This is a genomic window from Burkholderia sp. MSMB1826 (genome assembly GCF_001526325.1).
Classification (GTDB): domain Bacteria; phylum Pseudomonadota; class Gammaproteobacteria; order Burkholderiales; family Burkholderiaceae; genus Burkholderia.
Map to the genome: position 1 here is coordinate 246690 of NZ_LOYN01000029.1, position 12201 is coordinate 258890.

A 12201-nucleotide genomic window follows, 5' to 3' on the forward strand; every position below is an offset into this window, starting at 1 on the left:
ATGCGCGAGAAATCAGCGGCCGACTGCAAGCAGAAGGCGGGCGTGATTGCGCCGGTCGTCGATCTGAAGCGTTGCGAAGGCAAGGGCGATTGCGTTGCCGTTTGCCCTGAAAACGTGTTCGAGGTGCGGCGCATCGATCAGGCCGATTATCTCGACCTCGGGCTGATGCATCGCTTGAAACTGCGCGTGCATGGAATGAAAGTCGCCTATACGCCGAATGCGCAAGCCTGCCGGTCGTGCGGGCTTTGCGTGACGGCGTGTCCCGAACGGGCGATCACGCTTGCCAGAAGGGCATAGCGTCGTCCGGGCTCGCCGATGACGGCGCGGTATCGCACGCAGTCCGACGGATGGCAGCCGCTGGATACGCCGTTCACGTGATCAATCTCGTCAAGGAATGCACTTGGCTTCAACCATCGACGTTCTTTTGCAACGGCTGCATGAAGAAAGCCGGCGCGAAATCATCGCCCGGGCCCGCGCGCAGTTCCAGGGGCCGAATGAGGCGTTTCCGACGCTCGTCGACGAATACGAAACGCTCGCCCCCCGGCTGCGAGGGCGCTTTCTCGAAACGTTCGGCCTCTTCAGCGACGATTTCGAATCGTCGGAAAGCGGTGCGCTGTCGTTGGCCGTGTCGGCGGAGACGGGGCGATTCCTGCGCAACATCGTGCTGTCGCAACGGTCGGCCAGAATCCTCGAGCTCGGGAGTTCCTGCGGCGTGTCGACCCTGTATTTGGCCGACGCGCTGCGTACGTTGGGCCGTGGCGTGGTCATCGCGACCGAACGTGATGCGCTCAAATGCGCGCACCTGCGGGCACACGTCGAAACAGCGGGGCTGAACGCCTATGTCGACGTGCGGGAGGGTGATGTATTCGAGACGGTTGCCGAACTGGACGGGACCGTCGACATGGTGTTTATCGACGTATGGGCTGACGCCTATCTGAAGCTGTTCAGGCAGATCGAGCGCGTGCTGCGGCCGGGGTCGATCGTGCTCGCCGACAATATGTACACGGCCGAGGACGCCGTTCGACCGTATAAGGATTACCTCGACGAGGATCCGCGGTTTTCGACCACGACGCTGGATTTCGAGTCGGGGGTCGAGTTTACGGTGGTCGTTGGTTGAGCGGGGGCTGTGAATCTTGGGGGCGGTTTGGGGCTTGACTGGTCCTCGACAGAATTCACGGTGATATAGCGGGCGCGCCTTCCGGTTGAATTCGCGCGGCATATGCCCCCCAAAAATGCCCCTAAAGGACGGGCGTGGAGAAGCGGATCTGACCGATTGTGATCGGTATCGACCCCTTATACTAGGTAAACACGCATACCTAGAATTGCCCAATACGGTATGTTTCTGGCAAACCAACAAACGGCATAGACCAACGAGGGGTATGAACTCGAGAGACCAAGGCGCGACGGCAGCGCAGATTAAGAAGGAATTGATCCAGTACTTGGAAGCACTGCGCGCGCGTTCAGATTGCTATCCAGTAAGGTTTGTTACTGCTCGGCTGCGTGCTGCGGCAATGCCGACCGCTCAAGGTTGGCCGCCGCTCTTGGCCAAGTACAACGACGTGGTCATGTCACGGGACAGCCTTATCGCGTGTCGGGATCTGGTTAAGGAAATATATCTAGATTCGCTGCTTGTCGGTGAACGCGCTGTTTCGGTATTTAAGATTTCGCCCGCGGAGGCGGTAGAGGCTGGGAAGCGCGTTGTTGCGCTTGTCGATTCCGATTCCGAGTATGCCGAACGCTTTCCTCTGCCGCTGTCGGAATCAAAACTTCGCCGCGCATCGTTTAACGGCGTATTCTGCCATGCGGTAACGCAGGCGGACAAATCGGTACGTGTGTTCGCTTGCTGTAAGCGCGCGTTCCGCATGCGTGAGCCGATTGACTTGACCGAGCTTGATGGTGACGCTCGATCTGCACTGGATGGGTATGACGAGGTGATCGGGGTGCGTAGCGGGTTCGTCCAAGCATTCGATTCGATCATATTTCGACCATCCGGTAGTGTCGAGGTCCAAATCGACATCTCCTGCCGTCTGACAAGGGACGATTTCGCGAAAGCGCGCAATTTCTATACCGAACGGCTGAATAGCTTTTTTGGGGAACGCTTTCAGAATGAGAAGTGGCTGCTACATGCTGAGAACTTTTTTCCGTTGATCGCTAAGCTCTATGCTCAGAACGATGGATTTGTGAACAGTCTTGGTCACGCGACAACTACGCAATCGATCAAAGAGGAGCGTATGCGAGGACGAAAGTCCGATCTCCGTCGAGAACAGTTTCATGAAGAGGGGATGAAAGCGATCAGCGGAGACACGGATGAGTATTCGATCCGAAAAGCGTGGCTTTCGAACGATGGCGCGAGGGCACCAACGGTATCGATTTCCGGGCACTTCTCGATAGCCGGGGGGCGGATGCACACGTGAGCTATGCTATCGTAGATGGGTGCGCGAATGAGGATGACTTCGCGCTGGTCATGGGCAAACTTGAGTGAATAGGGTTGTGGAAAAGGACATTGCTATCGCACGCATCGAAGAGGATCTCGGGCGCTTGCCCGAGGTTCGTCGCGCGTGCCTTGCGATAGTCGAATATTTTTCACTGCAGAATAAAAATTACCTTGAACGGATTACATTTGGTCAGCTTAGTAAGATCGCTGGCCTAGCAGATGTGGCGGATATCCTTCCATCTGTCGAGTATCTTTCTGGCGGACGACTGCACCTGCTTGATCCTCGGTTTGAATTCATTGATCAGAAGAGCGATTACATTGAGGAATTGTCGATAGAGGACGTGGCGCAAGCCCGGGATGAATCAATTTTTTACCATCCTAAAACGGGAGAGCCGGTGCCGGATTTCGAACATTCACTGTTCATGTTCTTCGTGCTTAGCGACGACGCGCGATCATTGGGGCGTGTGTCGTGAGTCTTGACTCAATGTCGCTTGCGGATATTCAGAAATTTGGTGCTATCCGGCCAGACTGGGCGTTGTTTGCCGAGCGGTTGCTTGTTAAGTCTTATGGTGATTTTGTACGGGTTCTGTACAAGGATATCGATCAATGTATCGCAAAGATTGAAGAGGATCCGGGTGTGCGCGCGGATGACGGCGAAGATCGATTGACGGCTGAACTGATCGGAATGCTGTGTTCTCGCACATACGATGCGTCACACGACGAGAAGATCGGTGGTCATTCAGATATCGTCATTCGGCATCTCAATGGATATATCTGGGTTGGTGAGGCAAAAATTCACAAAGATTATGCGTACGCCGAGAAAGGATTCAATCAGCTCACTACTAGATATTGTCCGGGCACGCCGAACGCGGACGAGGGGGCATTGATTCTGTATGTGCGAGGCGCAAACTGTTCCGGCGTTCTTGCTAAGTGGCGTGAGCGACTGCAGGGACTAAAGCTGCCGGCATATGAAGAGGCTGAATGCTCTAGCCGTGCCGAGTTGGCCTTCTTCTCGACGCATACTCACGAGGGGTCCGGACGTCCAGTGCGAGTGCGCCACATCGTGGTAAAGCAGTATTTTGACCCGAAGGACAGGAAACCTGTTGCTGACGCCGCATAACGCGGACCATACCCCAACCCGTTGGATCAAGAACGACGTGAAGAAACTCGCAGTCGCTCTCGTTGCATCGATGTTCGTTACAGCCGTATTTGCGCAGGCGATGACGCCCGCTGCGGCACCCGCGAAGACCGGCGCCAAGGCGAAGAAGCACAAGGGTCATAGCAGCTAGCCGTTCACCTTGGACAAGTCGAAGCTCGACAGCGGCGACAAGCTGCCGTGAGTGCGATCTGGCCGAAATGAAGCCCCGCCCCGAGCTGGCCTTTCATTTCTGATCGGGCATGGTTCATGAGCGTGCTACGATCCCTCGGCGGAAAGAGGAGCGAAAGTGACAATCGCGGACGTGGCCGCCCTCGTGCAGGCGGTCGGATCGATTGCAGCGATCATTGCTGCCTTCTGGATCGGAGGAGCCCAAGGGCGCCTGGCCGTGCAGATGCGCCAAGCCGACCGAGCGGAGCGGTTCGATGCGATCGAGAAGATTTTAGCCATGACGCATCAGCGCGCCGAATCATTGCAAGCAGTGATTTTGCGGCTTCCAGCAATCAATGGAGTGAAGCATCCGGACATGCATCTAGTTGACCGACTGCGGATCGTAATGTCGGCAATTGATGAGCTATCTATCGACGGAGTCGCGTCGGCCGATGTTGCAGAAGCACTGATCGAGGCCAAGACCGCGAACGTGCGAGTAGACAGTCACTTGCCCAATACTAATGTCAGGAACCCAGGCGCATACTTTGTCACATCCGACGGAGAGATCGCGGCCTACGTTACGGCGATCGACGGAGCCGCAAAGAAGGTTCGGCATGAGGTCCGGCGGTTAATGTCTACTTTCCCCAAGTCATAACATCAGCTTCATACAACGAGTGCTGAGGCATCCGGTTTCACCTTGGCAGTACACAAGTTGAACGCAGCGGCGTTGGTGAGCGACAGTGTGTCGATCCCAACGGCCGCCGCATGCGGTTTTTATGTCTGTTCGTTTCAGGGGCACGGAATGATTGCAACCGAGTTTCTAGAGAAAGCACGGGATCCGATCGCATGGCGCAAACATTCGCGTGCACTCCGCCGCTCGGCAATTGCTCTTTGGAACGTGTTCGAAAGAACGGTCGTCGACGAGGTCGAAGCCGCGGCCGAATCCAAAACCGAGCCGACCTTTGCTGCTGCACTTGAGGCTCTAGAAACGACGAAGCTTCTTTACGGACTCGCTCTCGAGACTGCTCTAAAGGCCTGGATTGTCGAACATCATCCGGCCAAAATCGAGGTGCGAGTTGTGATGGATGGGAAAGGCGAGGCCACCGGGGCTGAACTGAGAGCCTTAGGAGTTCCGACGTCAAACGGACACAATTTGCTTGCGCTTGCCGAGGCCGCCGAGCTTTTTGGCGATCGATTTCGTACCGTCATCCGAACCGATGGTGACGTCCGAACCGTCAAGAATATTTGTAGAGACCTTGGAGAGGTCGTCGTTTGGCGGGGGCGGTATCCGGTACCGCTCACGTCGTCTCAGCCGCAACGATTGGATCCGAATGCGCCGGTAAGGGTGTTGGCGCACTATATGCTTGATTGGCTAGATCCCGTCTTAGATGCGCTCTTGGTTGATGATTCTGAGGTCGGCCGACAGGGCCGCACGAACGACTGACCAAACTATACGACGGCGACAATGAGAAAAATTACTGCATCGATTGCAGCCATGTCCGGTGCGGGCCTCGTGGGATGCTTGCTGTTCCCGCCTTTTGCAGCCCAAGCTGCTCCAATGATGGGGCGGCAACTGGAAAGCTGGATCAATTCGAACGACGGCGCTCTTCATTTGGCCGCCAGTATGTATGTCATGGGAGTCGTAGATGACGACGCGGTGCTGCAGGCCGGCGAGAATCAAAGGCTGACGGAACGATCAAGCGTCGTGCATATGTGCGCCGCTGGCAAAGCAAACGCGACCAAGTTACGACAGATTGTCGGCATGGCGCTCCAGCGAGATCGAGAATTCGGTGCTCAGCCCGCAGTCATTGTCATTCGAAAGGCCGTCGCGGAAGCTTACCCCTGCGACTAGGTCCCTAGTCGTGCGCACAGGAAGCGGTCACATGAACGGCCTGATCAAATTTTGATGGTTTTCAATTTAAGAGTACTGCTCCCACGAAAGTTGTGTAATGCTTTTATCTGTCATACGAATAATCTAGCATCGCCCGATGCACCCTAGATCGAGTACCGGGCACTGCGCCCGGCTATCGTTGCCGAGGAATTTCTGCGCTGCCGATGCGGTAGCGGGTAAGACGTCCCCGGCTGGTCGGGAGGGCCTTTGAACCGGGCCTTTGCATTCTTCCAGCGAGTCATCGGCCTAATTCGCAAGCAGCTCGAGCGGATCGCTGGATCGTCCCAGGGCGATCACTCCGTGGAGGATCTGACGAACGAGGCTTGGCTGATCGTTGACGAATTGCATGTTGAGCCGGATGCAAACCCTGACCCTGAAGACGAAGGTGTGCGTGAACTGATCGTCACGCGCCTACAGCGAGAGTTCGGCAGGTTCGTCAACCGTCAGGAGCGCTTCGCCACACGTATCGACCGAGATGATGTCGACGACGACGGCGACTTCATGCCAAACGCCATCGCTGCCCGGCTCTCGGCGCCGGAAAAATATGAGCCGTTGGCGTCGATGGAGATGCGCGAGGAGGCCGCCGCAGCGGCGCGCATAATCGGGGAGCGGTTTTCCGAAGCAGTCGCGTATCTGCGGACGTTCGAGCGATTTGACGGCGATAAGGTCGGTGTGGCCCGGCACCTCGCCATTGGCTTGCGGGCGCTTGACCGTCGCGTGTCCCGAGCATCACACGTCGAATGGACACAGCCGTCAATGTTCGATGGCATCGAGGCGATTCCAGCTGATTTCATGCCACACCCTGGCCGTTGGAATGCGCCGCCGCTCGCGCGACAGTATCGGGGTGCGTGTGCGATTGCGTGGCCTGTGCAACCGCAGTTGTTCGTGCGTTCGTGCAAGCTGTTCTTCAGTCGACGATGGAAGGGGTGATGACAAGCAGCGATGGATATGACGAACTGATTCGAGGTTTGCGTGCGCGGATGCCCCCTTGGCTTGTATTGGGTAACCTTAGGCAATGATGGCAGCGAAAGTCCAGACAACACAAGGATGTGCGCGACTTTTTGGACAAACTTGGGAAGTGTTGGAAACTTAGATGGTCCCCCCGACAGGAATCGAACCTGTATCTAGCGCTTAGGAGGCGCTTGTTCTATCCATTGAACTACGGGGAGAGCCAAGTCCGGGCATTCGCGCAAGAGATGGCGAACCGGACGGCGGTGTGGACAGCGCGCAGAGTATAGCAAACGCGCGGCGCGTCGGCGGCTCGGAATGCACACCGACGCGCGTATCGCGTAATCGACCGCGATCGGAACGGAAAATCAGAAATCGACGACGACGAAATCTTCCTTGCCCACGTCGCACAACGGGCAGCGCCAATCGGCGGGAATGTCGGCGAAACGGGTGCCGGCGGCGATGCCTTCGTCGGGCAGGCCTTCCGCTTCGTTGTAGACCCACCCGCAAATCAGGCAGACCCAGCTCTGGTATTCGGTTACTTCGCTCATGTTGCGCTCGGGACAATGAAAATTCGGCGATGCCGTCCGCAGCCTCGCCGGCGGACGAAAGGCGCAATGGTACCGGAATTTCGCCGAACACCTGCGCAACGTCGTTTTAAACGTACGCATCGCGAACAACCGACGCCGACGCGTCGGCCGTGCACGCGGTGTATGCTTCGTGGGCCTGTCAATCAGAAGGAGGTAACGATGCTCAACAGAAAGTGGATCGCGGGTGCAGTCTGTGTCGCGGCGCTGGCCGTGTCGACGCTCGCGCGCGCCGAAGCGCGTGTGTTCTTCGTCGAGCCGCAGGACGGCGCGACGGTGTCGAGCCCCGTGCACGTGAAATTCGGTCTCGAAGGCATGGCGCTCAAGCCGGCCGGCGACATGACCCCGGATACCGGTCACCATCACCTGTTGATCGACGGCAAGCCGGTGCCGAAGGGCGACGTGATCCCGGCGACCGAGCATTCGCTGCATTTCGGCAAGGCCCAGACCGAAACCGACGTGAAGCTGCCGCCCGGCCAGCACACGTTGACGCTGCAGCTCGGCGACGGTGCGCACCGTTCGTACGGCCCCGAAATGAGCTCGACGATCACGGTCAACGTGAAATAACGAAATAACCGCGCATCCCGCGCAGGCGCCCGATGTGCCGCGCGCGGGATCTGCCGATCGGCCGGCCGCGCGGGCATCCGGCCGGCATTCGGTCGTTTTCGCGGGGACGCAAACCGCGGCCGGCATCCGCACCGGAAACCGGCCGCAATCCGCTCGCGGTGCCGCGCCGGCGCGCGTCGAGCGCCACCCGCGGCCTTCGTCCGTCCGGCCGAGCCGATACCGGCCTCCGCGACCGGTACAATGGGCGCTTCCGATTTCTCTCATCGCCGTCTCCCCATGTCGCTCTATTCCATTACCGGCGCGCAGCTCGCGTTCGGTCACGTCGCGTTGCTCGATCACGCGGATTTCTCGCTGGAGGCCGGCGAGCGCGTCGGCCTGATCGGCCGCAACGGCGCGGGCAAGTCGTCGCTGCTGAAGATCGTCGCCGGTCTCGCGAAGGCCGACGACGGGCTGGTCACGCGCCAGCAGGAGCTCGTGACCGTCTACGTGCCGCAAGAGCCCGAATTCGAGCCGGGTGCGACGGTGTTCGACGCGGTCGCGTCGGGGCTGGCGCACACGCGCGAACTGCTCGAAGAATACGATTCGATCGCGCACCGCCTCGCGGAGATACCGGAAGGCGCCGAGCACGATGCGCTGCTCGCGCGGATGAACGCACTGCAGTCGTCGCTGGACGCGCACGACGCATGGAACTGGCGCACGCGCGTATCGATGACGCTCGCGCAGATCGGCCTGCAGGACGGCGACGCCCGTGTCGACGCGCTGTCGGGCGGGATGCAGAAGCGCGTCGCGCTGGCGCGCGCGCTGGTGCTGCAGCCCGACGTGCTGCTGCTCGACGAACCGACCAACCACCTCGACTTCGACGGCATCCGCTGGCTCGAAGAGCTGCTCGTCGCGCAGCGCGCGGGCCTGCTGTTCATCACCCACGATCGCGCGTTCCTCGACCGCGTCGCGACGCGCATCGTCGAGCTCGATCGCGGCCGGCTGCTGTCGTATCCGGGCAATTTCTCCGCGTACCAGACGCGCAAGGCGCAGCAGCTCGAAGTCGAGCGCGTGGAGAACGAGAAATTCGACAAGCTGCTCGCGCAGGAAGAAGTGTGGATCCGCAAGGGCGTCGAAGCGCGCCGTACGCGCAGCGTCGGCCGCATCGCGCGGCTCGTGCAGATGCGTAACGAGCGCGCCGAGCGCCGCAATGCGCAGGGCAACGTGAAGCTCGACGTCGCGCAGGGCGAGAAGTCCGGCAAGATCGTCGCGGAGCTGACCGACGTGACGAAGCGTTACGGCGGCCGCACGGTGGTCGACCGTTTCTCGACGACGGTCATGCGCGGCGACAAGATCGGCTTCGTCGGCCCGAACGGCGCCGGCAAGACGACGTTGCTGAAGCTGATCCTCGGCGACCTGAAGCCCGACGAAGGCACGGTGCGCACCGGCACGAACCTGCAGGTCGCGTATTTCGACCAGATGCGCGCGCAGCTCGACCAGGAGAAGAGCCTCGCGGATACGATCAGCCCCGGCAGCGAATGGGTCGAGATCGGCGGCGTGCGCAAGCACGTGATGAGCTATCTCGGCGATTTCCTGTTCGCGCCGGAGCGCGCGCGCTCGCCGGTGAAGTCGCTGTCGGGCGGCGAGCGCAACCGGCTGCTGCTCGCGCGTCTGTTCGCGCGTCCGGCCAACGTGCTGGTGCTCGACGAGCCGACCAACGACCTCGACATCCCGACGCTCGAACTGCTCGAAGAGCTGCTGGCCGACTACGACGGCACGGTGCTGCTCGTCAGCCACGATCGCGCGTTTCTCGACAACGTCGTGACGTCGGTGATCGCGGCCGAGGGCGACGGCAAGTGGCGCGAATACGTCGGCGGCTTCACCGACTGGCAGATCCAGAGCGCCCGCTCGGAGCAGCTCGCGCAGCAGGAGGCGGCGAAGCGCGCGATCAAGGAAGCGGCGCCCGCGAAGGACGAGCCGGCGAAGAGCGCGGCGGGCCGCAACGCGCAGCGCACGGTGAAGCTCTCGTTCAACGAGCAGCGCGAACTCGATTCGCTGCCGGAGAAGATCGCCGCGCTCGAAGCGGAGCAGAAGACGATCAATGCGCAGCTCGAGGACGGCTCGATTTTCGCGAAGGATCCGCAGGAGGGCACGCGCCTGACCGAGCGGTTCGCGGCGATCGACGACGAACTGCTCGCCGCGCTCGAACGGTGGGAAACGCTCGAGGCGAAGCGCAAGCCGGCGTGACGCGTGCGGCGCGCGCCGATCCCGCGATTGGCGCGCCACGCGGAACCAGTAAAATACCGCGCGTTCAGGAGCGCGCCGCGCAAGCCGCGCGCCCGCTTTCGGAGCAGTCCAAGCACACCGTTGTTTCGATTCGCTTTTTTACGGAACTCAACGTTTTGTCCACGACGTTATCCACACGAGGTGTGGACAACGTCCCGATGAATGACGAAATTCAGCGCCTATGTCAACGAAGAAACCCAGCGCGGCCTATAGCGAAGCATCGATCAAGGTGCTCAAGGGTCTCGAGCCGGTCAAGCAGCGGCCCGGCATGTACACCCGTACCGAAAATCCGCTGCACATCATCCAGGAAGTCATCGACAACGCGTCCGACGAGGCGCTCGGCGGCTACGGCAAGCAGATCACGGTCACGCTGCACGCCGATCAGTCGGTGTCGGTCGAAGACGACGGCCGCGGCATCCCGTTCGGCATGCACCCGGAAGAAGGCGTGCCGGTCGTCGAGATCGTGTTCACGCGCCTGCATGCGGGCGGCAAGTTCGACAAGGCCGCCGGCGGCGCGTATACGTTCTCGGGCGGCCTGCATGGCGTCGGCGTGTCGGTGACGAACGCACTCGCGACGCGTCTGGACGTGACGGTCTGGCGCGACGGCAAGATCGCCGAGCTCGGCTTCGCCGACGGCGACGTCGTGAAGCCGCTCGCGACGCAAGCCGCGGGGCGCAGCGAGAAAAAATCCGGCACGCGCGTGCAGGTGTGGCCGAATCCGAAGTACTTCGATTCGCCGAACCTGCCGCTCGGCGAGCTGCAGCGCCTGCTGCGCTCGAAGGCCGTGCTGCTGCCGGGCGTCGAGGTCGTGCTCGTCAACGAAAAGACCGGCGAGCGTCAGACGTGGAAGTACGAAGACGGTCTGCGCGGCTACCTGCTCGACGAAATGAACGGCAGCGAGCTCTTGATCCCGCTGTTCGAAGGCGAGCGTTTCGCCGATTCGCGTTCGACCGACGAAACCTTCGCCGAGGGCGAGGGCGCGTCGTGGGTCGTCGCATGGAGCGAGGAGGGCTCGCTCGTGCGCGAGTCGTACGTGAACCTGATCCCGACGCCGGCCGGCGGCACGCACGAGTCGGGCCTGCGCGACGGTCTCTATCAGGCGGTGAAGAGCTTCGTCGAGCTGCACAACCTGCAGCCGAAGGGCGTGAAGCTGCTCGCGGAAGACGTGTTCGCGCGCGTGTCGTTCGTGCTGTCCGCGAAGGTGCTCGATCCGCAGTTCCAGGGGCAGATCAAGGAGCGGCTGAACAGCCGCGACGCGGTGAAGCTCGTGTCGTCGTTCTCGCGTCCGGCGCTCGAACTGTGGCTGAACCAGCACGTCGAGCACGGCAAGAAGCTCGCGGAGCTCGTGATCAAGCAGGCGCAGGCGCGCACGCGCGCGGGCCAGAAGGTCGAGAAGCGCAAGAGCTCGGGCGTCGCGGTGCTGCCGGGCAAGCTGACCGATTGCGAGACGGAAGATATCGCGCGCAACGAACTGTTCCTCGTCGAGGGCGACTCGGCGGGCGGCTCCGCGAAGATGGGCCGCGACAAGGAATACCAGGCGATCCTGCCGCTGCGCGGCAAGGTGCTGAACACGTGGGAAACCGAGCGCGACCGCCTGTTCGCGAACAACGAGGTGCACGACATCTCGGTCGCGATCGGCGTCGATCCGCACAGCCCGGACGACTCCGTCGACCTGTCGAACCTGCGCTACGGCAAGATCTGCATCCTGTCGGACGCGGACGTCGACGGCTCGCACATCCAGGTGCTGCTGCTCACGCTGTTCTTCAAGCATTTCCCGCAATTGATCGAGCGCGGCCATGTCTATGTGGCGCGCCCGCCGCTGTTCCGCGTCGACGCGCCCGCGCGCGGCAAGAAACCCGCGCAGAAGCTCTATGCGCTCGACGACGGCGAGCTCGAAGCGATCCTCGACAAGCTGCGCAAGGACGGGGTGCGCGACACGCAGTGGAGCATCAGCCGCTTCAAGGGCCTCGGCGAAATGAGCGCCGAGCAGCTGTGGGATACGACGATGAACCCGGATACGCGCCGCCTGATGCCGGTGAAGCTCGGCGAGCTCGACTACGAGGCGACCGTCGCGCGGATGACGATGCTGATGGGCAAGGGCGAGGCAGCCGCGCGGCGCGGCTGGCTCGAGGAAAAGGGCAACGACGTCGAAGCGGACATTTAAGCGGACCTGCCGCGCGGCCGGGCATGACGCCCGGCCCGG

13 protein-coding genes and 1 tRNA gene are annotated in these 12201 nt (G+C 60.9%); 12 read left to right on the forward strand and 2 right to left on the reverse strand.

Annotated elements, in window-relative coordinates:
- The 9 genes from WS95_RS33590 (at nucleotide 1) to WS95_RS18710 (ending at nucleotide 6561) form a co-directional block, all read left to right on the forward strand.
- Nucleotides 1–297: a 4Fe-4S dicluster domain-containing protein gene (locus WS95_RS33590; protein ID WP_082746941.1), complete on the forward strand. Its 297-nt coding sequence runs from the start codon at nucleotides 1–3 to the stop codon at nucleotides 295–297.
- 97 nt (nucleotides 298–394) lie between these two features.
- Nucleotides 395–1117 carry an O-methyltransferase gene (locus WS95_RS18685; RefSeq protein WP_156444495.1) on the forward strand — a complete coding sequence of 241 codons (723 nt, stop codon included), beginning with the start codon at nucleotides 395–397 and terminating at the stop codon, nucleotides 1115–1117.
- Between the two features lie 262 nt (nucleotides 1118–1379).
- A complete protein-coding gene (locus WS95_RS18690; protein WP_156444496.1) occupies nucleotides 1380–2414 on the forward strand; it encodes a hypothetical protein in 1035 nt (344 codons plus the stop codon).
- Between the two features lie 76 nt (nucleotides 2415–2490).
- Nucleotides 2491–2907, forward strand: a complete 417-nt coding sequence (locus WS95_RS18695; RefSeq protein ID WP_059825001.1) for a hypothetical protein — start codon at nucleotides 2491–2493, stop codon at nucleotides 2905–2907.
- Nucleotides 2904–3554: a hypothetical protein gene (locus tag WS95_RS34875; protein ID WP_156444497.1), complete on the forward strand. Its 651-nt coding sequence runs from the start codon at nucleotides 2904–2906 to the stop codon at nucleotides 3552–3554. The genes WS95_RS18695 and WS95_RS34875 overlap by 4 nt, the downstream gene beginning before the upstream one ends.
- Nucleotides 3555–3879: 325 nt before the next feature.
- Complete coding sequence (locus WS95_RS18700; protein WP_059825003.1) at nucleotides 3880–4395, forward strand: hypothetical protein; 516 nt, start codon at nucleotides 3880–3882, stop codon at nucleotides 4393–4395.
- A gap of 42 nt (nucleotides 4396–4437) precedes the next feature.
- Nucleotides 4438–5184, forward strand: a complete 747-nt coding sequence (locus WS95_RS34880; RefSeq protein WP_156444498.1) for a hypothetical protein — start codon at nucleotides 4438–4440, stop codon at nucleotides 5182–5184.
- Nucleotides 5185–5205: 21 nt separating this feature from the next.
- Nucleotides 5206–5592 carry a Rap1a/Tai family immunity protein gene (locus WS95_RS18705; protein ID WP_156440319.1) on the forward strand — a complete coding sequence of 129 codons (387 nt, stop codon included), beginning with the start codon at nucleotides 5206–5208 and terminating at the stop codon, nucleotides 5590–5592.
- Nucleotides 5593–5838: 246 nt separating this feature from the next.
- A complete protein-coding gene (locus WS95_RS18710) occupies nucleotides 5839–6561 on the forward strand; it encodes a hypothetical protein (protein ID WP_059825004.1) in 723 nt (240 codons plus the stop codon).
- A gap of 164 nt (nucleotides 6562–6725) precedes the next feature.
- On the opposite strand, the gene WS95_RS18715 is transcribed toward WS95_RS18710, so the two are convergent.
- Together WS95_RS18715 and WS95_RS18720 are read right to left on the reverse strand one after the other, a co-directional pair.
- Nucleotides 6726–6800: transfer RNA gene (locus tag WS95_RS18715), tRNA-Arg, on the reverse strand.
- 147 nt (nucleotides 6801–6947) lie between these two features.
- Complete coding sequence (locus WS95_RS18720) at nucleotides 6948–7130, reverse strand: rubredoxin (RefSeq protein WP_034190709.1); 183 nt, start codon at nucleotides 7128–7130, stop codon at nucleotides 6948–6950.
- A gap of 198 nt (nucleotides 7131–7328) precedes the next feature.
- Here WS95_RS18720 and WS95_RS18725 point away from each other — a divergent pair, with 198 nt between their 5' ends.
- The 3 genes from WS95_RS18725 to parE all read left to right on the forward strand — a co-directional run bounded on the left by WS95_RS18725 (nucleotide 7329) and on the right by parE (nucleotide 12162).
- The gene (locus WS95_RS18725) at nucleotides 7329–7733 is read left to right on the forward strand and encodes a DUF4399 domain-containing protein (protein ID WP_059781239.1); all 405 of its coding nucleotides are present in this window, start codon (nucleotides 7329–7331) and stop codon (nucleotides 7731–7733) included.
- Nucleotides 7734–8009: 276 nt separating this feature from the next.
- A complete protein-coding gene (locus tag WS95_RS18730) occupies nucleotides 8010–9959 on the forward strand; it encodes an ATP-binding cassette domain-containing protein (protein ID WP_059825006.1) in 1950 nt (649 codons plus the stop codon).
- A 220-nt stretch (nucleotides 9960–10179) separates the two neighbouring features.
- Nucleotides 10180–12162 (forward strand): DNA topoisomerase IV subunit B, encoded by a 1983-nt coding sequence (gene parE / locus WS95_RS18735; RefSeq protein ID WP_034208057.1) that lies wholly within the window; start codon nucleotides 10180–10182, stop codon nucleotides 12160–12162.
- Nucleotides 12163–12201: the final 39 nt, after the last annotated feature.

Excerpts from the sequence above, each read along its gene's own strand:
- parE (WP_034208057.1), top strand. The coding sequence starts at position 10,180 with ATGTCAACGAAGAAACCCAGCGCGGCCTATAGCGAAGCATCGATCAAG.
- WS95_RS18690 (WP_156444496.1), top strand. The coding sequence starts at position 1,380 with ATGAACTCGAGAGACCAAGGCGCGACGGCAGCGCAGATTAAGAAGGAA.
- WS95_RS33590 (WP_082746941.1), top strand. The coding sequence starts at position 1 with ATGCGCGAGAAATCAGCGGCCGACTGCAAGCAGAAGGCGGGCGTGATT.
- WS95_RS18720 (WP_034190709.1), bottom strand. The coding sequence starts at position 7,130 with ATGAGCGAAGTAACCGAATACCAGAGCTGGGTCTGCCTGATTTGCGGG.
- WS95_RS18725 (WP_059781239.1), top strand. The coding sequence starts at position 7,329 with ATGCTCAACAGAAAGTGGATCGCGGGTGCAGTCTGTGTCGCGGCGCTG.
- WS95_RS18685 (WP_156444495.1), top strand. The coding sequence starts at position 395 with ATGCACTTGGCTTCAACCATCGACGTTCTTTTGCAACGGCTGCATGAA.
- WS95_RS18730 (WP_059825006.1), top strand. The coding sequence starts at position 8,010 with ATGTCGCTCTATTCCATTACCGGCGCGCAGCTCGCGTTCGGTCACGTC.
- WS95_RS18705 (WP_156440319.1), top strand. The coding sequence starts at position 5,206 with ATGAGAAAAATTACTGCATCGATTGCAGCCATGTCCGGTGCGGGCCTC.